This window comes from Candidimonas humi (assembly GCF_019166065.1).
Classification (GTDB): Bacteria; Pseudomonadota; Gammaproteobacteria; order Burkholderiales; family Burkholderiaceae_B; genus Candidimonas; species Candidimonas humi.
In genome coordinates, this window is record NZ_JAHTBN010000006.1 from 128,304 (window position 1) to 150,203 (window position 21,900).

Below are 21,900 nucleotides of genomic sequence, written 5' to 3' on the forward strand. Positions count from 1 at the left end.
TTGCCGCCCATCTTGTGCGCAAACTCGCGGGCCACGGCCGCGCACCCGGCTATTGTGGTTTAAAGACCGGAGGAATCCACGAGATTTTCTCCGCTCGCATGGTCTTGCCGGCATAAGGGCGGTCGAGTTCCAAGGTCATCTTGTCCTCGTCGACCGCCGCCACGACATGGCGCTGCGAGTCTCCCACTGTAATGACCTGTCCCGCTCTCAGGGCAGCGCCAGGATCTCTGACATTGGCCACGAGCTTGCTCGACGCAGACACGTCTCCCGTCACATCTCCCAGAGAGCCGAAGGTGCCCGGCTGGCTGCAAACATACCAGCGATGGTCGCGCTGAACTTGTACCCGGGCTCCGGCATACCAAGTTCCGCTCGTAGGCAGCGCCAAGGCCAGACCGCTTTCGAGAGCGCTCTTCGAACCTCCGGGCTGAAAACGTATGGAGGAGGGAAAACTGTTGTTGCTCAAGCGGCAGGCACTATTGATCAGCGAATTCGTGCCGCCCGAATTTATATCGTCGGCTATCCTGAACAGGAAAGGCGTAACCGCCCTCCCCATCTTATTTCCGCTGGATATCGAATTTCCGCTGATTGAGATATCGCTCAGATACCGCCCGCTCCCGCTCGACTTGTCGGGCGGAAAATTAAAAATAACCCCGGCGATATCCGACAATTTATTGCCGCGAATCTCCAGCCCGCGCGCACCGAAGATGTCGAAAAGCCCGCCGGACGGCGTCATCGAGGCAAAGGTGCAATTCACTATGTGCCAATTTATCGCATTGATGCAGTTTTTCCCCGCGCGCCCGATCACGATGCCGCCTTTCGCCGACTTGTTCCCGGGAGTCGATTCGAACGAACAGCCTTCGATCTTCACGCCGGACATCCCGCCGAGCGAAATATCCGACACCAGGGAGTTCGAAAAATGGCAATTCGACACGCTTACATCATCGGCCGGGCTGGACGGCCGCTTCCGCTTCGACGAGGCATTTATGCCTCTATAGCAATTTTCAAAAGTGCAATCCTCGACACTCAATTTCTTGATGTTGTCACCCGATTGCATGCCGTTGAAGAAAGTAATTGCGGCCGTATTTTTGGTATCTATATTGGAAAACTTGCAGTTCCGTATGAGGACGTTCCTGTATATGTTTGCTTTGCTATTGGGCTCGAAATCGATAGCACCCACCGATGCGGACAGCGCCGGGTTTCCGATGTTCCGGAAGACTGAATTTTCCACAAGCAGCGTGTCGCAGTCCATGCAGGACAAGCCATTTCTGTTGCGCTTGGCTATGCCATCGAAAACACAGTCCCGGATAGTCACGCGCAGATTGTGGCGCTCCTGCTTGGCCCGGACCCCCGAGCCGAGATATATCCCGTCGCCACGGAACCCGATGAATGCAACTCGCTCTATGAGAGCATCCGAAACCCCGTGCAGCGACAGCAAATGCGTGAACGGCTGGTAACCCAGCTCTTCGACGTGACCATCGATCGTAAGGTCTGAAATCTTGATGTTCTTGAGATTCCGCGCGACATCTCCGTTGCCGGAGTCGGCGCCGAGAATGCCAAAGGCGCCGAAAGTCCCTTTGCTTTGTATGATCGTCCGGCCCTGGCCCGCCCCAACGATTTGAACCCCGTCGCGCAGCACGAGCGTACGCGTGTCGATCGCGAAGCGCCCCTCCGGCAGCACAATCCGGCTGTAATTATTTATGGCTTGTTGCATCATCTCCGTCGCGTCTTGTTCACCCTTCAAGAGAGACGATAGATGTGCCGCAGGCACGCCCGAGACAGGGTTATGCCCCTCCCCGGCATCCGCCGCCTCGGCTGCGGAATGCATGCCTCCCAGCCACACTCCACCCAGCGCGGCCACAGCATTAGTAATGAAAGATCTTCGTTTCATATATGCCCGTAGACGCCGTTGATAAGGTGTATGAATGGCACAAGTGCGACCGTGCCGATTTTAGGAAGCCGTGAGGTTTCAGTCCTTTTGGGGGTGTATCTGCGCATTACAAGCCGCGCAGCGGCGATCGACGGGAATTGCTGTTTTCAAGGGCTGCCGACGCGCTCGCCAAAGGCGGCCAACGATCTCCGTGACAGCTGTGCCTGGGCCCAGCAATGGCATGGCTGCTAGCGAGCCTTGCCGCCCTCGCAAGCGGCAAACGTCTGCTTCGGTTCAGGCGTGCCCAAACGCGGAGCGATAAGCGCTGGGAGAGGTGCGATACGCCCGGCTGAAATGCTCGCGCAAGGACACCGCACTGCCGAAGCCCGCCATTTGCGCGATGACATCCACCGGCTGCTGCGTCGTCTCCAGCAGGCGTTGCGCATAGGCCAGGCGCTAACCGAGCAGCCATCGCCCGACAGAGGTGCCGGTCAAATCCCGAAAGCGCCGCGTAAATCGTCAGACGTTGATCACACGTTGAACAAGAAGAACTGACTACGAACCGCATAAATGCTTGTTATGCATCCTGGCTTGGTCATTTCGCACCCACTTTCATACCCTCTTTGAAAATCCACCCACCCGGTCAGGCAATGGCCTGGATGCCGTTCTTTTCCACCACGGTCAGCAAGCGCAGGGCCGGCCCGCCGGGCTTCTTCACCCCGCGCTCCCAGTCGGAGACAAGATTCTTGCTCACGTTCAGGTAGAGGGCAAAGATGGGCTGCGACAGGTGCTCGCGCTCGCGCAGCGCGCGGATGCGCTCGGGCGGCATGGGTTGTGCCGGCGTCAAGCAGCTTTCGTCGAACTCGCGCATGGTCTGCTTGTCGATGGCGCCAACTTCATGCAGGGCCTCCATCGTCTCGTGGATGGCCGCGTAGGCTTCACTCCGGTATTTCTTCGCCATGATCGTGTACCTCCGTAAATTGCCCCTTGCCGATCAACTCGGCCAGGTGCTCTTCCGACAGCCCCAGCACATGCCCCGCCGCCTTCTTGAACTCAGCTTCTTCGTCATCGTCGATGTTGTCTCGGTCGCTCTTGGCGAACCCGTACACGAAGAAAGCCCGCTCCGCCGTGCGGTACAGGATGATGGTGCGGAAACCGCCTGACTTGCCCTGCCCAGGCCGCGCCACGCGTTGCTTGATGACGCCACCGCCCAGGTCAGCATCAACCAGCCCCCGCTCGGCGCGCTCGATGGCTTCCAGAAGCGCCTTGTCTGCGATGCCCTGCTTGCGGGCAAACCGCTCGAACCAAGCGTTCTTGAAAACCCTCACGTACTGGCCTCGACAAATTTACTATCACACATAGTATTACATATTGCGGCGCCGATGGCAAGGGTGATCCTGCTTCACTCGCCGTAGATTTCTTCCGCCGTGGGCGTCTTCGCATAAATTGCGGCCAGGCTATGGCACTCGCCCAAGGCCACGCGCATCAAGTCCACGGCCTCACCCAGTTGGCCGCCAAGTTCCAAGGTGCGCTGGTTGCTCACCTGATACCCCGCGCCGGCCTCACCCTCGCGCGCGGCCTCCATTGCGACAACGCGCTGCACTTCCTCAACCAGAGCCATGCCCCTGGCAAGACGATGGGCCGCCCGACCATCCACGGGAATCAGGTGTGCCAGCATGTCCAGAGAAATGTTGGTCGTGGCTTCAGCCAGTTCCCGCCTGAAGCGGATGAAGTTGGGGGTGTGATTCACCTCGTCGTCGAAAAAGGCTCCAGTGCTGGCCGTCTGCAACGCATCCACGTATCGCTCTAGCTTTGCCGCGATGTACGCGGCATACAGCCCGGCCCGGTCTTTCGCCTGTACCTCTTGCACATGCCGGCTCCATAGCGCAGCCCAGAGGGCGACGATAACGGCGCCGACGGTGCCCCCAGCGGTGAGTACGTCGAGCCATTGCGTGGGTGCTTGCGTCAGCAGTGCTCCAATAACAGCCCCAATGAGTAGGGCGCACCCCTCTCTCGCAGGGACATTGAGGAAACGGGATTTCATTTTTTAAAGCTGAATTGGCAGAGCTAATTCAGCAGCCTCCCCAACAAGTCACCATATCCTCCAATCAATGTTCCGGCAATCGCCATAAAGGCGCCGACATAACCAGCCGCTCTATCCAAATCGGCTTCGCGAAAACGGCGCTCTGTTTCTTCGTCATAAGCAACCGTGACACGGTTACCGTCATCACTGGTTGAGACGACCTTGCCTATCGCAAAAGATACTTCCTGATGCGGGACTCTTTCGTGCGGTAGGAACTGAGCGCAAAGACTGGCTTGATCTCGGCCAGGTACGCCTTCGCCACCTTGGCGAACGAGCTTTCACGAGCGCGCTTACGCTCCTCCAACGCATCTAGGTTGCGCCGCTTGATCTGCTGCCGCTCATGAGCAGGATGGATACCCTGCTTGACCAAAGCGCGCGCCTTCTCGCGGGCCGCACGCGCCTCTGCAAGACTCACCTGGGGAAAACCGCCAATAGCAAAGAGGTTTTCCTTGTCTTGCAGACGGTACTTCCACCGCCAGAGTTTGCCGCCGGTAGGTTTGACCAGCAGGAACAGACCGCCGCCGTCTGAAAGTTTCCAATCTCGATCAGTCGATTTGGCCGACCTGACCTTGGCATCGGTGAGTAGATTCTCGGGCATCGTTGGACTCCACTGCGGGGAGATGTACCCCCACGGTTGAACACGAGTACCCCCAACGCTACCCCCGAATTTTCTGGACCTTGATGAACAATAGGAACGCTCAGTAGACCGTATTGTTTATACAACCCATTGATTTGAAACGGGTCAACCTATCCACCAAGCGCTACTGAGCACCACCGAGATCCAGAAAAAATCGTCAGACGTTGATCACACGTTGAACAAAAAGTTCATCACGTCCCCGTCCTTGACCACGTACTCCTTGCCTTCGGCGCGCATCTTGCCGGCTTCCTTGGCGCCCTGCTCGCCTTTGCAGGCGATGTAGTCTTCGTAGGCGATGGTCTGGGCGCGGATGAAGCCGCGCTCGAAGTCGGTGTGGATGACGCCGGCGGCCTTGGGCGCCGTGTCGCCGACGTGTATGGTCCAGGCGCGCACTTCCTTGACGCCGGCGGTGAAGTAGGTCTGCAGGCCCAGCAGGCGGAAGCCGGCCCGGATGACGCGGTTCAGGCCGGGCTCTTCCATGCCCATGTCGGCCAGGAAGATCTGCTTGTCCTCGTCGTCGAGATCGGCGATCTCGGCTTCGACGGCGGCGCAGATGGCCACGACCGGGGCGTTCTCGGCCTCGGCGTATTTCTGCACGGCCTGGAGATGCGGATTGTCGGTAAAGCCGTGCTCGGCGACATTGGCCACGTACATGGCAGGCTTGGCGGTGATGAAGCACAGGGGCTTGAGCAACTCCATCGAGTCTTCGTCCAGGTCCAGAGAACGGATCGGACGCGCCTCGTTGAGCACCGGGATGACGCGTTCGAGCACGGCGACCATCTTGATGGCTTCCTTGTCGCCGGCGCGCGCGGTCTTCTGGTGGCGGTTCAGGGCCTTCTCGGCCGAAGCCAGGTCGGCCAGGGCCAGTTCGGTGTTGATGACCTCGATGTCGGAGATCGGGTCGATGCGCCCCGCCACGTGCACGACGTTCTCGTCCTCGAAGCAGCGCACCACGTGCACGATGGCATCGGTCTCGCGGATGTTGGCCAGGAACTGGTTGCCCAGGCCCTCGCCCTTGGAGGCCCCGGCCACCAGGCCGGCGATGTCGACGAACTCGACCACGGCGGGCATGATGCGCTCGGGCTTGACGATTTCGGCCAGGGCAGTCAGGCGCGCATCGGGCACTTCCACCACGCCCACATTGGGCTCGATGGTGCAGAAGGGATAGTTTTCGGCGGCGATGCCGGCTTTGGTGAGAGCGTTGAAGAGGGTCGATTTGCCGACGTTCGGCAGGCCGACGATGCCGCATTGCAGAGCCATTTAGAATCCTATGTTTATCAAGGCACTAGCGAACCCGATGTGAGTGAGTTCGAAGTGCCCGACCACCGCCTGAGGGAAATTGGGCGAAGGTCGTGTGTGCTGGCGCGGATGGGGCAAAACCGGGCTGGATAGCAGGATTTTGTCCGCGATTTGTCCACGAAAGCAGGGATTTTAACCGGGATGGAGAGAGGAACGAAAAGTGCCGTTCCGGTCGGAACAACCCGCTTCCCAACCGATAGGCCATGACCCGACAATAGGTGCCACCAACGATCACGGATACGACCGGATGAGCATGAACACCCCAGAATCTCCTACACCATCTCAACGGCCCAAGATTATTATTACGAACAAGAACATTAAGCTCTGGGCATATCTCGACATCACAAATCCACTTGTAGCGTGGGAAGTAGCGATAGGCCGAATATGCTCTGCCGATGATCCATCGAGAAAGATATACGCAGCATCTCTTTGGTTCTACTCGCTGATGCGCCGCTTGTCCAAAGACGGTCTGGATAGGCGTTTCTTGAATGAATTGCTTCTTGAACAAGCACGCTTGCAGACTCATCCTGATGCCGTTTCCCGGCTCAGAGGCGTTTATTTTTTCGAATCAGAAGAGATAGCGAATGCAGCTGTCGCTCGCTGGGGAATACCGCAGAACCGACGATTTATTTCTTCTGTCAATTTTTCAGCAAACGCCCTTACACAGGTTGATTCAGAATGGATAACGTGGAAGCTGAAATCTGAAGACCGAGACTGGATGCCGAGATACTGGGCTGGAGAGACTTACGGCGAGAGGCCATTAACTGAAGTGCTAGCCAGCGGCATCGGCCTAATTGAAAACATGGAATTGCGAAACGAAGCAGTTCGGTGGATTTATCAAAACTGGCCTACATCCACTCCTTTGCTTAGCATGGCTGCTTGTGCCATCAGGGAGTCTGTCACCCTGGGTATCGCTGAATTCGAGACCGTTGGCCTAATCAGTCCTGTCCTCACCGTAGGCAATGGCATCATCCAGGGAAAACACGTAATTAACACCCGCGCCTTGGCCACCAACCAAGCAGAGATCATAAAGGCGCTGGAAGCCTGCCGAGCACGTGGCGAATATCTACCTTGGATCGTAGACCCTGACAATGATGTGTTATTCCGAGTGCCCGACTTATCCTCTTTTAACTTTGAAATACGCGACACAAAGGCCGCAGAAACATTAATTACGGTTCACGATGCCAGCATATCGTCCAAATCGTAGCTCTCCAGACTCAGTATCAATAGCGCAACTCATCCCACCGCTCCGCCACGACCACGCCCCAATTGCCGCTGGCGTTCGGTCTAGTCCAATAGGCTACTTTCATCTTCCGCAAGTAGGTCAGCGCCTCGTCAAAGTCGGCAAATGTCTTGACCGCCCCCTTCGCGCCGACGTAGTAGCGCCCCGTCCGTGGCTTGGTCAAGCCGGGATGGAAGCATGACCCGTCCGCCGCGTAGGACTCCTCCACCTTGGGCGCGGCCTTGACCTCAACCCGCTTCCGCGCCCCCGTGGCGGTCTTGCCCTTGGCCGGCTTGGCCTGAACCGTCTTACCAGACCCCGGCTTGTCCGTGGTGAACAGCTCGTAGGTCTCGACCTTCAGCGCCACAGCCAGCGTCTCAATGGCGTCCAGCGACGACCGGCTCGGGCGCGACGCCATCGACGTGCTACAGACCGTGAAGAACCTGGCCAGCCATGGCGTGAAGGTCATCGTCTTGCAGCTTGGCACGACCGACCTGACCGGGCCCGCTGGCAAGCTGCTGCTGTCGATGCTGGCCGCAGTTGCTGAAATGGAGCGCGACCTTCTTATAGAGCGCACGCAAGCCGGACTGGCGCGGGCGAAGGCCGAGGGCAAGAAGCTCGGCAGGCCCGCAAGGACGACGCCTAAGCAGCGGGCTGAGATTCTGCGACGGCTGGGCGCGGGTGAATCAGTCAGCGAGCTCGCGCGGGTCTACTCAATCTCGCGAGCGAGCATCAACAGCATGAGAAACCAACACTCAGCGTAGCGGGATGCCTGAAGAATAAACCTTCTGATGTGCGTCTTGAACCCCGATCAGGTTCAGCTCTCGAACAAGCGCCTCCCAGATGGAAGCAGGGTAGCTTGTAGGACCGATGATGATTCGATCCAGCAACTCGGGAATAGTCAGATTGGTGATCCCTATTTCTGGGTTGTTCTTCAGCGGCAGCTTCCAGACAATCTGAGGAATGCCCGACACAACCTCAGTTTCAGAGAATAGGTGCGGGGACTGGTCCAAATTCGGAAGATGAATAACTCGCCACTCCTGCTCTTCCTTGAATGCTTGATGCTTCATGGAAACTACTGCCATCAGCAGCATTCGGTGGGCATACCCGACGATGATTGGTTTCTCAAATCGTCGCAAAAAATCAAGGTTAGCCTCGATTTGCGCAATGACCGCTTCCACCTGCCCCTTCAAGTCTTGCTGATTGAAATACCCAACAGGACTTAAGATTGCGCGAGCCGGAGCGGCTGCATTAGGAGGGGGTGGCCGCAACACAAACGCCACACCCGCAGTGTCTTGACTGAATGCTCGCCACATGGAAAGCCGACCATACTGGTCTTCTGCATCATCATGCCGCGAAAAACACGCAATGTATGTAGCGAACTGGGTCTCTTTCCACCAATGGTCAAACACTCTTATAGTTTCCTGACCCGCACCCGCAGCACACCCATCTAGCGCTGCGCACAACCGCTTAAATAGCAGACTGTCATCCGCCCCCAGACAGGATTTCAACTCCGTGAACCCATGCTGCACTTCACTAAAGTCATGCATGGCCCGTGCGTTTCTCAGCCAGATGGTCTGCGACCTGATGATCTTGATAGCCACATCGGCCGTCGTATAGTGAACGAGCTTCCCGCCGCATTGCAGCTCATCTGTTTTCTGCATCGCATACGGCATAAAGATTTTGGCCAACTGCACGGCGGTATCTGGGTCAATAGCCATTCGACAGACTCCGATGTAGAGGGACTTGATCTTTGTCCAGGCAGTGTCCTCGCTCTTCTTCTGCCGCCCGGATGTCGTTGATTCGTCAGGCGCTTTTACTTCGACTGGCTTAAGGGATAATTTTCGGCGGCGATGCCGGCTTTGGTGAGAGCGTTGAAGAGGGTCGATTTGCCGACGTTCGGCAGGCCGACGATGCCGCATTGCAGAGCCATGAGAATCCTGATTGTGACGTACAGCGAATGAAAACGGCATTTTACCGTGCCGGGGTAGGCGGCGCGCCGGGCCGCCACGTGCCACAGCCCGTGGTCCGGGAAAGCTTCAGGTGACGAGCTGTCCGAAGGGCGAGTGCAAGATGATCCACACCACCAGCAGGGGGCCGGCGTTGAACAGGCCGTGCAGCAGCATGGACGCGCCTATGCCGCGACGCGTGCGGATCCAGCCCAGCGCCAGGCCGGTCATCCATTGCGGCAGCACCAGCAGCGGCATAAGCCAATAAGGGGTGTGCGGCATGGAAAAGTTGTGCAGGTGCACGGCCGCGAAGGCCAGCATGGCCAGATGGAAGACCCAGGGGAAGCTGCGCCGGTAGCGCCGCCTGTTGCGCCAGGACATGGGGCTGCGGGCGCGACGCAGCAGCCGTGCCAGCGGGCCGGCCGCGAAGGAGGATGGAGCGGATAGGCCGTCCGTCCCATCTGCGGCCATCCCTCGCCGCGCGGGGCCGCGCAGGTATGGCAGCCAGCAAAGCAGCAATATGGCGGCGACCAGCCAGATGGTCCAGGGCCTGGGCCCGTACAGCATGGCGACGACGGCCGCCGGCACCTGCCAGCGCGCCTGCGCGGGGTGGCGCAGGCCATAACGGAAGACCAGTTCCTCGACCAGCGGCGCCCAGATCAGGGCCTGCAGCCAGGGAATGTTGGCGATGTTCAGCCTATGGTCCGCGCCGCCGAGCCCGGCGGCGGCCACGGCGATCGGGCCGAGGAAGAACAGGTTGACGCACCACAGGAAGCAGGCCCATTGCAGCAAGCGTGGCCACGGCAGCGTGGGGAACCAGTCTGCCCACCATCCGTCTGCGGGCCGCCTGCCCGGCAGGCGCGGGCCGAAGGCCGGGCGCCGGATGAATCCGATGAAATCGTGAAGTTCGTCGCGCCAGCGCCGGCCGCGCTGCGCGCCGACTGCAGGCGCCGGATTCATGCGCGCTCGCGGCGAATACGTCCGCAGCCGTGGCTCGGAAATGCGGCGCACGAGGCGGCCGGCATGCGGCACGGCATCGCCGACCCGGTGTCGCGCCTGCAGGTGCAGACCCTGCAGGACAACACCGCGGGCCATGGCATGGCCTTTCTCAGCATGGACCGAAGAAAGGAGTGCGAATGCGCGGCGTATGCGCAAGCTGCAGCGGAATTACAGTGCCTGCGGCTGCGAGACGGGCCTGCATGATGCGCACCGGCGTACGGCACGGCGCAAGCCGCTATCCGCCTCATGTCAGGCACGGTTGGCCTCGTGCAATTGATTGATGGCACGAGGGAATTCGCCGCGCAGCAGGTCCGGCACGATGGCGCGGCAGCGGTCGATGACTTCTTCGATTTCCTTGAGCTCTTCGCGGCGCGGGGCATTCAGCACGAAGGCCGCCACTTGCTGGGCCAGGCCCAGGCTGCGCGGGTGGCCTATGCCTATGCGCAAGCGCCAGAAATCGGGGCTGCCGAACGCGGCCTGGATGTCGCGCAGGCCGTTGTGGCCGGCGTGGCCGCCACCCTTCTTGAGCTTGACCTGCCCCGGCAGCAGGTCGAGCTCGTCGTGCAGCACCAGCACCTGCTCGGGCGCCAGCTTATAGAAGCGCAGCAGCGCCCCCGCGGCCTGGCCGGAACGGTTCATGAAGGTGGTGGGCTTGGCCAGCACCACGGCCTCGCCGTCGACACGGGCCTTGGCCACTTGCGCAAAAAAGGCTTTCTCGGCCGAGAACGAAACCTTGAGGTCGTCGGCAAGGTGGTCGGCGAGCCAGAAGCCGGCATTGTGGCGCGTGACTTCGTATTCGGGGCCGGGATTGCCCAGGCCGACTATCAATCGTATGGGGAGAGCAGACATGGACGCGATTGTAATGCCTGGTCATCGCGGCGAAGCCACGATGCCTTGCGGAGATAAAGCGAAACCCCCGACGGCAAAGCCGTACGGGGGCTGGGACTTGCAAAGGCTGCGCCTGCAGACCGGGCTGTTCGGCTCGGCCATGCAGGCCGGGCCTGTGCGGCCTGGATCTGCGCAGCTCGTATCTACGCGACCCGCCTTATTCCGCAGGCTTGTCTGCGGCGGGGGCGGCAGCGGGAGCGGCTTCGTCGGCCGCATCACTGCCGGCCTTGACGTATGCCGAGGCCAGCGCCGGGTTGGCGTCGCCGCCGTGCGACACGTAGGTCACGCCCACGGGCAAGGTGATGTCGGACAGGTGCAGGATCGAGCCGGCCAGCATATTGCCGAGGTTCACCTCGATGTACTGCGGCAGGTTGGCCGGCAGGCAGGCGATTTCCAGTTCGGTCAGCACGTGCGTGACGATCGCGCCGCTGAGCTTGACGGCGGGTGATTGGTCGGCGTTGATGAAGTGCAGGGGCACCTTGGTGTGCAGCGCCTGGCTGGCGTCGACGCGCTGGAAGTCCACGTGCAGCACTTGCTGCTTGTAGGGGTGCCATTGCACCGAGCGCAGCAGCACTTGCTCGGTCTTGCCGCCCAGGTCCATGGTCAGGATCGACGCATGGAAGGATTCCTTGCGCAGGGCATGGTAGATCTCGTTGTGATCGAGCTCGACGCTAAGGGGCTGGGCGGTGCCGCCGTATACGATGGCGGGAACACGGCCGGCGCGGCGCAGGCGGCGGCTCGCACTCGTACCCTGTACGCTACGCTCTGTGGCGTTGAATTTCATGGAAGACTCCGAAAAAACAATGGGCTTGTCGGCCCAGTTATAAAAAACGCAGCGCGAAATGCGCGGCGCACAATGGCATGGCCTGCCGCGACCAGCGGGCCATGCACGAAACTTAATCTACGAACAGGGAACTGACAGATTCGGCGTTCGAGATGCGCAATATGGTTTCGCCCAGCAGCGATGCGCACGAAAGCTGGCGGATTTTGCCACAGTCGCGCGCGGCGTCGGACAAGGGGATGGTGTCGGTCACCACCAGTTCGTCCAGGCCCGATTCGACGATGCGCTGCACCGCCCCGCCCGACAGCACCGGATGCGTACAGTATGCGTAGACCGAAATCGCGCCGCGGTCTTTCAGGGCCTGCGCGGCCTTGCACAGCGTGCCGGCGGTGTCGACCATGTCGTCCATGATGATGCAGGTACGGCCGTCGACCTCGCCAATGATGTTCATGACTTCGGAGACATTGGCGCGCGGGCGGCGCTTGTCGATGATGGCCAGATCGGCCTCGAGCTGCTTGGCCAGCGCGCGCGCGCGCACCACGCCGCCGATGTCGGGCGAGACCACCACCAGGTCTTTGTAGCTGCGGCGCCAGATATCGCCCAGCAGGATGGGGCCCGCGTAGATATTGTCGACGGGTATGTCGAAGAAACCCTGGATCTGGTCGGCGTGCAGGTCCATGGTCATGACGCGATCCACGCCCACCACCTGCAGCATATTGGCCACCACCTTGGCCGAAATCGCCACGCGGGCCGAACGCGGCCGGCGGTCCTGGCGCGCATAGCCGAAGTACGGCATGGCGGCGGTGATGCGTCCGGCCGAGGCGCGGCGCAGCGCATCGACCATGACCATGATTTCCATGAGATTGTCGTTGGTGGGCGCGCACGTAGGCTGCAGCACGAAGACGTCCTTGCCGCGGACGTTCTCGTTGATTTCCACCATGACTTCGCCGTCGGAGAAGCGGCCGACGGCCATCTTGCCCAGAGACATGTCGAGATGATTGACAACGTCAACCGCCAGCCGAGGATTGGCTGTGCCCGTGAAAATCATGAATCTGTCGTTTGCCATGATCGATGGTAGAGATTGCGTGGCCTTAAACAACAAAGCCGTTGACCAGCACCCCCGATCGGGCCGACTCAACAGCTTTTTGCTAGCCCTTCAAGGCCGTTGGGCCAGGAAAAGTGGCTGGGGAAGAAGGATTCGAACCTTCGCATGCTGGAATCAAAATCCAGTGCCTTAACCAGCTTGGCGATTCCCCAATTAACCGTGTATCCAATGTCGCAGCGGATGATCATGCAAACCCGGGCATGCCCAGGCAGTTTCAACCAATAATGGCTTGCCGGCGCCCGCACGAGTAATTTTACCGGCTATTTCCGCTTGGCAAAGCCGCGCCTGATCCATCGTTACAAACTCTACGAAGAAGCAGGAACCCGACCCGGTCATCCTGGCATTCCACCCTTCTTGCCGCAGCCATGAAGCAAGTTCTTGGATGCGAGGGTATCTGCCGCAGACTACCGGCTCCAGATCGTTGCGGCCAAAAAGCACGTTGCCCCGGACCAGGCTTGCCGCGTTATGGCGGCCTGCCCGTAAAGAGCCCCGGAAGCCTTCTGATGAACCATTTTCACGGTTCTTTTGAAGGCCATTCTGCGGTTCAAACAATCCCGCATCCAGGCTTTCGCGCAATTTTCCGGCACCAGTCTGTTGCCATTCGGAAAAGACCGCCATTTTGACAGAGGGTGTATTTCTTGTCAATTCGGGGGCGGCAAACACCCCGGCAGTGGGCACCGCCTCGCAGGGCTGCATGACGACATAGGCGCGCTCGGGCAGATCGACGGGCTCGAGCTCCTCGCCCACCCCTTGCGCGAAGGCGCTGCGGCCGTTCACGAATACCGGCACGTCCGCCCCCAGGGGCAAGGCCAGCGCCATGAGCGCCTGGCGGTCCAGCCCGGTTTCCCACAGGCGATTCAGCGCGATGAGCGTCGTGGCGGCGTCGCTGGAGCCGCCGCCCAGGCCGCCGCCGGCGGGAATCTGCTTGCGGCAGCGGATCTGCGCGCCATAGGACGTGCCGGTGGCGCGTTGCAGGGCGCGGGCGGCGCGCACCACCAGATCGTCTTCGTGGGCCAGCCCGGCCAGGCCGCTCTCGCATTCGATGCGGCCATCGCCGCGACGCTCGAAGTCGAGCGTGTCGTACAGGCCGATATAGCGGAACACGGTCTGCAGCAAGTGATAGCCGTCGGCGCGCCGGCCGACCACATGCAGGAACAGGTTCAGCTTGGCCGGAGCCGGAACGTCGTAAAGCCTCATGTCATCCTGGGTTTCATTGCGTGGCCATGGCTTGCGCCGCTGCGCAAAAGCCGACGCGCGAATGCGGATATGCGCCCCGGGCCTGTGTGGGTCTGTACGGGCCTGCTTATCGCCAGGCCGCTTACTTCAATTCAATCGACGTGCCACAGCCTGCCGGTCACGGGCAGGCCTAGCCCTTATCCACCACCAGGCGCACGCTGATGTGCCGGCCCGCCACGTCCCGCGTCAGGCGCAGCAGCCTGGGGCCCTGCGGGTCGTAATTCGACAGATCGACATGCCAGCCATTTTGCACGAAAGCGGCGATATGGCCAGCCTCGTCCTTGTGCAGGTCTTGCACCGGCTGGCTGCCGGTGCGGCCGCGCAGCCAGTCGCGCAGGCCCGCCACCGGGATGGCGCTGCCCAGCACCTGCTCAACCAGGCCGTCGGGATCGTCCGCGCGCTCCTGGGTGCCGTCCGCGCGCGTCAGGAGCGACTCGCCGGGCCGCACCTGGACACGCGCCAGGATGCTGCCCAGCGGGTTGGACAGATCCAGCCGCAGCGTGCGGCCGTCGTCGTTCCAGGCGAAGCCGCCCTGCACCGCCTGCTGCGGGCCACCGTAGCCGGTGGCGCTGAGCGCAAAGCGCCCCACCCGCTCGAAGGCCTGGGTCGTGCCGCCCGCGATGCGCTGCGGCGTGGCGCAGGCCGCCAGCAGGCACAAGAGCCCGCAGGCCAGCCAGGCGCGATAGCGTAACAAAGATGAAATACCCGTCATGACATTCCTCGATTGCCGGCTACAGCTTCACATTGAAGCGCTTGAGAGTCTTGAGCAAGGTATCGTTCTGGGGGTCCTTCTTGAAGCCGGCGCGCCATACCTTGCGCGCCTCGTCGTAGTGCTTGAGCTTCCAGAGCACTTCGCCCAGGTGGGCGGCGACGTCGGCCGCAGGCAGCAGCGCGTACGACTGGCGCAGATAGTCCAGCGCGGCCTTGTTGTCGCCGGTGCGATACAGATACCAGCCCACGCTGTCCAGGATGAAGGGGTTCTCGGGCTCGAGCTGCAAGGCGCGCTCGAGCAGGTCCTGGGCCTCGTCCAGATGCGTGTTCTGGTCGGCATAGGTGTAGCCCAGCGAGTTGTAGGCGTTGGCGTTGTCCGGATCGAGCTCGATCACGCGCCGCATGAGCTTCTCGAACTGATCGAACTTGCCCTGGCGCTCGTACAGCATGCCCAGGTCGTACAAGATCTCGGAGGTATCCGGCATGGCCTTGTCGGCCCGCACCAGCACATCCGTGGCCAGGTCGGTGCGCCCCGCGTTGCGGTAGATGGAGGACAGCGTCAGCGCGAGCACGGTGCGCTCGTGGTTGTCCTGCGGATGAATCCCGCCGATGGTCTTGCGGGCCGCCGCCAGGTCGCCCATGCGGGCCTGCAGCACCGCCATGTGGATGCGCGCCTGGAACTTCAGGGTCGGATCCTCGATCTGCCCGAGCTGCTCGACCGCGTCTTTCAGGCGCCCGCGCTTCTCGGCGATCTGCACCAGCAGCAGGCGCGCGTCGGATGCGTCCGAGGCGGCGTTGGTGGCGTCGTCGTTGATGGACTGGCGGCGCTGGGTCTGGACGCTGATGTATTCATTGAGCAGGGCCTGCGCGCGATCGTAATGCCCGGCGCGAAAATCCACCTCGGCCTCGGTGTATTGCAGGTCGAAGTCCTCGGGCGCGCGGGCGCGCATCTGGCGGATCAGGCTCAGGGCCGAATCGAAATCCTTGCGATCGGTCAGCCGCGACACCAGCAACAATTGCAGCTTGCGCGCGTCGGGATGCTTGGCGGCAAAGAGCTGCGCCGTATTGATGGCCGCGCCGGGGTCGACCTTCAGTCCGTATTCCAGCACGCGCTGCGCCGCCTGTTCGGAATCGGGGTCGAGTTCCTGCGCCTGTTGCGCTTCGTCCAGGGCATGGTCGGCGTCGCCGGCCGCCCAGGCCGCATCGGCCAGCGCCAGATGGGCTATAGGCAGCGAACGCACGGGCTCGTGCAGGGCCTGGTCCAGAACTTCGAACGCCACCTTCTTGTCGTTCATCTTGCCGACGATCGCCGCGGCCTGGGCGATGGCGCGGTCCTTGTCGGTAGCCTTGTCGATGCGATCCCACAACGCCGTGGCCAGGCCGGCGGTCTGGCCGTTGGAGGCCGCCAGGGCCAGCGAAGACGCCACGGCCTCGGGGTCGTTCGGCGCCAGGAGAGCCCACTGCCGGGCGGCGACCAGGGCGCGCTGCAAGTCGTGGCCGGCCATGGACAACTGGAAGGCACGCTTGGCCAGGCGCGGATCCAGCGTATCCCTGGAAAGATCGAGCAGCGTGTGGCTGGCCATGTCGTACTGGCCGCGCTGGGCTGCGATCTCGGCGCTGAGAATGCGATACAGGATGTCGGCCGTCAAGGTGACATCGGGCAGGCTGCCCTCGCGCAGATGGATCTGCTCGGTCTGCGACGGCACCGCTTGGGGCTGGCGAGCATGACTCGGAACAGAAAACAACAGGCATAGCAAGGCCGCGGCGGACCAGGACAAGGAAGTCGATCGTTTCATTAACTAGATATCAGCAGGGCCATTGCCTTTCCCGCCCGCAACCATAGCGCAAAATGGCAAAATCACTAGAATTGACAGATCTTAGCACCCCCTCATGCCCGAACTGCCAGAAGTCGAAACCACCCGTCGCGGAATTGCGACGGTCATGCCGGGCCGGATACTGACCCGTTTCATCGTGCACGAGCCGCGCATGCGCTGGCCGGTTCCGGCTGCGCTGCCGGGGCTGATCGGCGGCAAAGTCGTGCTGGAATGCGGCCGCCGCGGGAAATATCTGCTGATACGTTTCGAGCACGGCACGCAGATCGTGCACCTGGGCATGTCCGGATCCTTGCGGCGCGTGGCGCCCGACGAGCCGCGCCGCAAGCACGATCACGCCGAATGGTTGTTCGACAATGGCGCGCGCTTCTTGTTGCACGACCCGCGCCGCTTCGGCGCCGTGCTCTGGCACGCGGCCGCCGACGGCCCGATCGAAGCGCACCCGCTGCTTGCCCGGCTGGGCATGGAGCCCTTCGACCCCGGCTTTACCGCACAGAAGCTGCGTGCCGGCCTGCACGGCAAGACGCTGTCGATCAAGCAGGCCTTGCTGGCCGGCCAGGCGGTCGTGGGGGTGGGCAACATCTATGCCTCGGAAACCCTGTTTCGCGCGCGCATCAATCCGCGCGCCAGCGCCGGGCGGCTTTCTCCGGCGCGCTGCGCCCGGCTGTTCGACGCGATCCGCCAGACCCTGGGCGACGCGCTGGAATCGGGCGGCAGCACGCTGCGCGACTATGTCGACGCCAGCGGCGAACCCGGCGCCTATTTCACGCTGCACGCCGCGGTGTACGAACGCGACGGCCAGCCGTGCCGCGTGTGCGGCACGGCGATCCGCCGCATCGTCCAGGGCCAGAGGGCCACTTATTACTGCCCGTCCTGCCAGCGCAATTGAGGGCGCACTAAGAGCGCAGCCGCTGCGCATAAACGGCGCAAGAGCGGATCACGAACAGGCCGGGCTGAAATTTCGTTCGTCTATAACAAATGCATTGCATAAAAACGAACATCAACTTATACTTCACCCGTCAACCGGAGACTGCCCCATGAGCAAACAATTCGCTTCCCACGCCGACCTCGAAGACAAGGTCGTGTCGTTCGACAAACTGTCCGACAACGCCTATGCCTACACCGCCGAAGGCGACCCCAACACCGGCGTGATCATCGGCGACGACGCCGTCATGGTGATAGACACCCAGGCCACGCCGGTCATGGCGCAAGGCGTGATCGACCGCATCCGCGAAGTCACAGACAAGCCCATCAAATACATACTGCTGTCGCACTACCACGCCGTGCGCGTGTTCGGCGCGGCGGCCTACAAGGCACAAGAAATCATTGCCAGCCGCGACACCTACGACCTCATCGTCGAACGCGGCGAACAAGACAAGGCCAGCGAAATCGGCCGCTTCCCGCGCCTGTTCCGCAACGTCGAATCGATCCCCCCCGGCCTGACCTGGCCCTCCATCACCTTCGAAGGCGAGATGACCGTCAATCTCGGCAACCTCGAAGTGCAGATCCTGCAGGTCGGCCGCGGCCACACCAAGGGCGACACCATCGCCTGGCTGCCCGAACAGAAGATCCTGTTCGCCGGCGACCTGGTCGAATACCAGTCCACGCCCTATGCCGGCGACTGCTACTTCCGCGAATGGCCGCACACGCTGGACACGCTGGCCGAATTCAATGCCGAGAAAATGGTGCCCGGCCGCGGCCCGTCCCTGCAATCGGCCGAAGAAGTGCGCAAGGGCCTGGCGGGCACCCGCGCCTTCGTGACCGACCTGTACACCAGCGTCAACAATGGCGTAGCCGCAGGCAAGGACCTGAAGACCATCTACCGCGAAACCTACGACTTCATGAAGCCGCGCTACGCGCAATGGGTCATCTTCGACCACTGCATGCCTTTCGATGTGTCGCGCGCCTATGACGAGGCCACGGGCTACGACGATCCGCGCATCTGGACCGCGGAACGCGACCTGGAAATGTGGAAGCAACTCGAAGGCAATTGAACACCGCGACCTGACCCGGCACCCCACAGAGGCGCGCCGGCCATCAAGCAAGGAGGACTGGGATGGGAGACATCGACTACCAGGCCCTGGAATTCGAATACCGGCCGCAACAGGCCGGCGCCGCGGCGCGCCACCCGATCGTGATCGTGGGCGCGGGCCCGGTGGGCCTGAGCCTGGCGCTCGACCTGGCTCAGCGCGGCAGCAAAGTGGTGGTGCTCGACGACGACTATCGCCTGTCGACCGGATCGCGCGCCATCTGTTTCGCCAAGCGCACGCTGGACATCTGGGACCGACTCGGCGTCGGCCAGAAGATGATAGACAAGGGCGTGTCCTGGAATGTCGGCAAGATCTTCTTCAAGGGCGAAGAAGTCTGGCGCTTCGACCTGCTGCCCGAACCTGGCCACAGGCGCCCCGCCTTTATCAACCTGCAGCAATACTATTGCGAAGGCTTTTTATGCGAGCAGGTCGCCGCGCACCCCGGCATCGACCTGCGGTGGAAACACAAGGCGGTGGGAGTCGAGAACCGCGCCGACGACGTGCTGCTCACCGTCGAAACGCCCGACGGCCCCTACACGCTGGCGGCCGAGTGGCTGGTGGCCTGCGACGGCTCGCGCTCGCCGCTGCGCAAGATGCTGGGCCAGGAAACCCACGGCCGCATCTTCCGCGACCGCTTCCTGATCGCCGATGTCCGGATGCAGGCCGAATTCCCCACCGAACGCTGGTTCTGGTTCGACCCGCCCTTCCATCCCAATCAATCGGTGCTGCTGCATCGCCAGCCCGACAATATCTGGCGCATCGACTTCCAGCTGGGCTGGAACGCCGATCCGGTCGAAGAGGTCAAGCCCGAAAACGTGCTGCCGCGCGTCCGCGCCCTGCTGGGCAAGGACACCGCCTTCGAACTGGAATGGGTCAGCATCTACACCTTTGCCTGCGAACGCATGGATCATTTCCGCCACGGCCGGGTGCTGTTCGCAGGCGATTCCGCGCACCGCGTCTCGCCTTTCGGCGCGCGCGGCGCCAACAGCGGAGTGCAGGACGCCGACAACCTCGCCTGGAAGCTGCACCTGGTCACCCGCGGCCTGGCGCCCGAGGCGCTGATCGACAGCTATGCGGCCGAGCGCGAACTGGCCGCAGACGAGAACATCCGCCATTCCTCGCATTCCACCGATTTCATCACGCCCAAGAGCGAAATCAGCCTGCTGTTCAGGAACACCGTGCTGAAGCTCGCCAAGCGCTACGAATTCGCGCGCACACTGGTCAACAGCGGGCGCCTGTCCACCGCCACGGCCTATACCGGCTCGCCGCTGAACACACCCGACAGCGAACGCTTCACGCACCTGCTGCCGCTGGGCGCGGTGGCGCCGGACGCACCCATACTCGCGGACGGCCGCGACGGCTGGTGGCTGTCGCGCCTGGACGGCCGCTACACAGTGGCCATCTTCTGCCGTTCGGGCCTGCCACCGCAGGAAACGCTGCAGCAACTGGACGAGCTGCGCCGCGACGCGCTGGGCGTCCAGTTGCTGCTGGTGGCCACGCCGGCCTGTGCCGGGCAGGCCGCACGCAGCGGGCTGCCGACCGTCGTCGACGCGCAGGGCGTGCTGGCGCGCCGCTATGACGCCAGCGAGCACACCACCTACCTGATACGTCCTGACCAGCACATCGCCGCGCGCTGGCGCAGCTGCGCAGCACAGCCCATCGAGGCCGCGCTGCGCCGCGCCAGCGGATACACCGAGGACACCCCGGCATGAAAACCCTCAACACCCACAGCAAGCTCGAATCGCCCGACGACTTCTACGAAGACCTGATAGAGGCGCACCGCGACCTGGACACGGCCCAGAGCCACGAGCTGAACGCGGCGCTGGTGCTGCTGCTGGCCAATCACATCGGTGACCGGAATATATTGCGCGAAGCCCTGGAAAAGGCGCGCGAGGTAGCCCGGTCCGCACACTGACCCATATGGGAGCCAAGCTCATGAGCACACTTCAGTACCTGACCGGCTTCGGCGCAAGCCACGCCACCGAAGCCTTGCCGGGCGCCCTGCCCGAGGGCCGCAACTCGCCGCGGCAATGCCCCTACGGCCTATATGCCGAACAACTTTCCGGCACGGCTTTCACCGCTCCGCGGGCGGACAACCGCCGTTCGTGGCTCTACCGCATCCGGCCCGCGGCCGTGCAGCAGCCCTTCGAACCGGCCGCCGACATCGTCTCCTGGCACAACGATTTCGGCAAGGGGACTTTCACGCCCAACCAGTTGCGCTGGAATCCGATGCCCATCCCCACGCAGGCCACGGACTTCATCCACGGCGTGCATACCTGGGCGGGCAACGGCAGCGCCGACGACCAGACCGGCGTGGGCATACACCTGTATGCGGCCAACCAGTCCATGCGGGACAGCTATTTCTATAACGCCGACGGCGAAATGATGATCGTGCCCCAGCAGGGCCGCCTGCGCCTGGCCACCGAAATGGGCCTGATCGACCTGGAACCCTGCGAAATCGCCGTCATTCCGCGCGGCGTGCGGCTGCGCGTGGAATTGCTCGACGCCGACGCCCGCGGCTACCTGCTCGAGAACTTCGGCGCGCCCATGCGCCTGCCCGAGCTCGGCCCCATAGGCTCCAACGGCCTGGCCAACGCCCGCGACTTCCGGACCCCCGTGGCCTGGTACGAAGACCTCGAGGGCGACTACACCCTGTACGCCAAGTTCAACGGCGGCATGTGGCGCGCCCGCATCGACCATTCGCCGCTGGACGTGGTCGCCTGGCACGGCACGCATGCTCCCTACAAATACGACTTGCGCCGCTTCAACGTCATAGGCTCGATCAGCTACGACCATCCCGACCCGTGCATTTTCACCGTGCTGACTTCGCCGTCGGACACCCCGGGCACGGCCAACATGGACTTCGCCATCTTCCCGCCGCGCGTGCTGGTCATGCAAGACACGTTCCGCCCGCCCTGGTTCCACCGCAACATCGCCAGCGAATTCATGGGCCTGATAGAAGGCATCTACGACGCCAAGGCCGAAGGCTTCCTGCCCGGCGGCGCCAGCCTGCACAATTGCATGACCCCGCACGGTCCCGACGCCGAGACCTTCGCCAAGGCCAGCACCGCAGACACCAGCAAGCCCCACTATATTCGCGATACCATGGCGTTTATGTTCGAGACCCGCCGCGTCATACGCCCCAGCGCCCAGGCGCTGGCCTCGCCGGCGCTGCAAGCCGACTACTACCAGGCCTGGCAGGGGCTGAAGAAACACTTCAATCCCGAACGCCCGTAAGGCCCGCCGCACATACGGGCCCTG

23 protein-coding genes, 1 tRNA gene and 2 pseudogenes are annotated in these 21,900 nt (G+C 62.2%); 8 read left to right on the forward strand and 18 right to left on the reverse strand.

The window, feature by feature from the left end; translation table 11 throughout:
* Positions 1-49: 49 nt before the first annotated feature.
* From KVP10_RS14795 to ychF, 7 genes and pseudogenes are all read right to left on the reverse strand, one after another.
* Positions 50-1,888, reverse strand: a complete 1,839-nt coding sequence (locus tag KVP10_RS14795) for a right-handed parallel beta-helix repeat-containing protein (RefSeq protein ID WP_217965385.1) — start codon at positions 1,886-1,888, stop codon at positions 50-52.
* A 273-nt stretch (positions 1,889-2,161) separates the two neighbouring features.
* Positions 2,162-2,383, reverse strand: a pseudogene (locus tag KVP10_RS14800) (helix-turn-helix domain-containing protein); the annotation flags it as partial.
* Positions 2,384-2,510: 127 nt separating this feature from the next.
* Complete coding sequence (locus KVP10_RS14805; RefSeq protein WP_217965386.1) at positions 2,511-2,828, reverse strand: helix-turn-helix domain-containing protein; 318 nt, start codon at positions 2,826-2,828, stop codon at positions 2,511-2,513.
* On the reverse strand, positions 2,806-3,195 hold the full coding sequence (locus tag KVP10_RS14810; RefSeq protein ID WP_217965387.1) for a type II toxin-antitoxin system RelE/ParE family toxin: 390 nt from the start codon (positions 3,193-3,195) through the stop codon (positions 2,806-2,808). The genes KVP10_RS14805 and KVP10_RS14810 overlap by 23 nt, the downstream gene beginning before the upstream one ends.
* 74 nt (positions 3,196-3,269) lie before the next feature.
* Positions 3,270-3,911, reverse strand: coding sequence for a hypothetical protein (locus tag KVP10_RS14815; protein WP_217965388.1), 642 nt, complete (start codon positions 3,909-3,911; stop codon positions 3,270-3,272).
* A gap of 205 nt (positions 3,912-4,116) precedes the next feature.
* The gene (locus KVP10_RS14820) at positions 4,117-4,548 is read right to left on the reverse strand and encodes an Arm DNA-binding domain-containing protein (protein WP_246600701.1); all 432 of its coding nucleotides are present in this window, start codon (positions 4,546-4,548) and stop codon (positions 4,117-4,119) included.
* Positions 4,549-4,755: 207 nt separating this feature from the next.
* Positions 4,756-5,847, reverse strand: coding sequence for a redox-regulated ATPase YchF (ychF, locus tag KVP10_RS14825; RefSeq protein ID WP_217965389.1), 1,092 nt, complete (start codon positions 5,845-5,847; stop codon positions 4,756-4,758).
* A gap of 286 nt (positions 5,848-6,133) precedes the next feature.
* Between ychF and KVP10_RS14830 the strand changes: the two genes are divergently transcribed.
* Positions 6,134-7,093: a hypothetical protein gene (locus KVP10_RS14830; protein WP_217965390.1), complete on the forward strand. Its 960-nt coding sequence runs from the start codon at positions 6,134-6,136 to the stop codon at positions 7,091-7,093.
* Between the two features lie 16 nt (positions 7,094-7,109).
* On the opposite strand, the gene KVP10_RS14835 is transcribed toward KVP10_RS14830, so the two are convergent.
* Positions 7,110-7,475 (reverse strand): hypothetical protein, encoded by a 366-nt coding sequence (locus KVP10_RS14835; RefSeq protein WP_217965391.1) that lies wholly within the window; start codon positions 7,473-7,475, stop codon positions 7,110-7,112.
* 13 nt (positions 7,476-7,488) lie between these two features.
* On the opposite strand from KVP10_RS14835, the gene KVP10_RS14840 reads away from it, so the two are divergent.
* The gene (locus tag KVP10_RS14840) at positions 7,489-7,872 is read left to right on the forward strand and encodes a recombinase family protein (protein ID WP_217965392.1); all 384 of its coding nucleotides are present in this window, start codon (positions 7,489-7,491) and stop codon (positions 7,870-7,872) included.
* Here KVP10_RS14840 and KVP10_RS14845 read toward each other — a convergent pair.
* The 3 genes and pseudogenes from KVP10_RS14845 to KVP10_RS14855 form a co-directional block, all read right to left on the reverse strand.
* A complete protein-coding gene (locus KVP10_RS14845; RefSeq protein ID WP_217965393.1) occupies positions 7,864-8,829 on the reverse strand; it encodes a DUF2971 domain-containing protein in 966 nt (321 codons plus the stop codon). The genes KVP10_RS14840 and KVP10_RS14845 overlap by 9 nt on opposite strands.
* A 113-nt stretch (positions 8,830-8,942) precedes the next feature.
* A pseudogene (locus tag KVP10_RS14850) lies at positions 8,943-9,041 on the reverse strand (GTPase); the annotation flags it as partial.
* 106 nt (positions 9,042-9,147) lie between these two features.
* Positions 9,148-10,017: a CPBP family glutamic-type intramembrane protease gene (locus KVP10_RS14855; RefSeq protein ID WP_217965394.1), complete on the reverse strand. Its 870-nt coding sequence runs from the start codon at positions 10,015-10,017 to the stop codon at positions 9,148-9,150.
* 63 nt (positions 10,018-10,080) lie between these two features.
* On the opposite strand from KVP10_RS14855, the gene KVP10_RS14860 reads away from it, so the two are divergent.
* Positions 10,081-10,260 (forward strand): hypothetical protein, encoded by a 180-nt coding sequence (locus KVP10_RS14860; protein WP_217965395.1) that lies wholly within the window; start codon positions 10,081-10,083, stop codon positions 10,258-10,260.
* Between the two features lie 45 nt (positions 10,261-10,305).
* On the opposite strand, the gene pth is transcribed toward KVP10_RS14860, so the two are convergent.
* The 7 genes from pth to KVP10_RS14895 all read right to left on the reverse strand — a co-directional run bounded on the left by pth (position 10,306) and on the right by KVP10_RS14895 (position 16,573).
* Positions 10,306-10,905 carry an aminoacyl-tRNA hydrolase gene (pth, locus tag KVP10_RS14865; protein WP_217965396.1) on the reverse strand — a complete coding sequence of 200 codons (600 nt, stop codon included), beginning with the start codon at positions 10,903-10,905 and terminating at the stop codon, positions 10,306-10,308.
* A 196-nt stretch (positions 10,906-11,101) separates the two neighbouring features.
* Complete coding sequence (locus KVP10_RS14870; protein ID WP_217965397.1) at positions 11,102-11,728, reverse strand: 50S ribosomal protein L25/general stress protein Ctc; 627 nt, start codon at positions 11,726-11,728, stop codon at positions 11,102-11,104.
* Positions 11,729-11,840: 112 nt separating this feature from the next.
* Complete coding sequence (locus tag KVP10_RS14875) at positions 11,841-12,791, reverse strand: ribose-phosphate pyrophosphokinase (protein ID WP_217965398.1); 951 nt, start codon at positions 12,789-12,791, stop codon at positions 11,841-11,843.
* 114 nt (positions 12,792-12,905) lie between these two features.
* Positions 12,906-12,982: transfer RNA gene (locus KVP10_RS14880), tRNA-Gln, on the reverse strand.
* Between the two features lies 1 nt (position 12,983).
* Positions 12,984-14,027: a 4-(cytidine 5'-diphospho)-2-C-methyl-D-erythritol kinase gene (ispE, locus tag KVP10_RS14885; RefSeq protein ID WP_217965399.1), complete on the reverse strand. Its 1,044-nt coding sequence runs from the start codon at positions 14,025-14,027 to the stop codon at positions 12,984-12,986.
* 169 nt (positions 14,028-14,196) lie between these two features.
* Positions 14,197-14,778: a lipoprotein insertase outer membrane protein LolB gene (gene lolB, locus KVP10_RS14890; RefSeq protein WP_217965400.1), complete on the reverse strand. Its 582-nt coding sequence runs from the start codon at positions 14,776-14,778 to the stop codon at positions 14,197-14,199.
* A 19-nt stretch (positions 14,779-14,797) separates the two neighbouring features.
* Positions 14,798-16,573, reverse strand: a complete 1,776-nt coding sequence (locus tag KVP10_RS14895) for a tetratricopeptide repeat protein (RefSeq protein ID WP_217965401.1) — start codon at positions 16,571-16,573, stop codon at positions 14,798-14,800.
* A gap of 94 nt (positions 16,574-16,667) precedes the next feature.
* Between KVP10_RS14895 and mutM the strand changes: the two genes are divergently transcribed.
* The 5 genes from mutM (at position 16,668) to hmgA (ending at position 21,876) form a co-directional block, all read left to right on the forward strand.
* Positions 16,668-17,498, forward strand: a complete 831-nt coding sequence (mutM, locus tag KVP10_RS14900) for a bifunctional DNA-formamidopyrimidine glycosylase/DNA-(apurinic or apyrimidinic site) lyase (RefSeq protein WP_217965402.1) — start codon at positions 16,668-16,670, stop codon at positions 17,496-17,498.
* Positions 17,499-17,646: 148 nt separating this feature from the next.
* Positions 17,647-18,603, forward strand: a complete 957-nt coding sequence (locus tag KVP10_RS14905) for an MBL fold metallo-hydrolase (RefSeq protein ID WP_217965403.1) — start codon at positions 17,647-17,649, stop codon at positions 18,601-18,603.
* A gap of 62 nt (positions 18,604-18,665) precedes the next feature.
* Positions 18,666-20,351: an FAD-dependent oxidoreductase gene (locus KVP10_RS14910; RefSeq protein ID WP_217965404.1), complete on the forward strand. Its 1,686-nt coding sequence runs from the start codon at positions 18,666-18,668 to the stop codon at positions 20,349-20,351.
* Positions 20,348-20,554: a DUF2783 domain-containing protein gene (locus tag KVP10_RS14915; protein WP_217965405.1), complete on the forward strand. Its 207-nt coding sequence runs from the start codon at positions 20,348-20,350 to the stop codon at positions 20,552-20,554. Before KVP10_RS14910 ends, KVP10_RS14915 begins: the two co-directional genes overlap by 4 nt.
* 20 nt (positions 20,555-20,574) lie before the next feature.
* Positions 20,575-21,876 carry a homogentisate 1,2-dioxygenase gene (gene hmgA, locus KVP10_RS14920; protein WP_217965406.1) on the forward strand — a complete coding sequence of 434 codons (1,302 nt, stop codon included), beginning with the start codon at positions 20,575-20,577 and terminating at the stop codon, positions 21,874-21,876.
* Positions 21,877-21,900 lie beyond the last annotated feature (24 nt).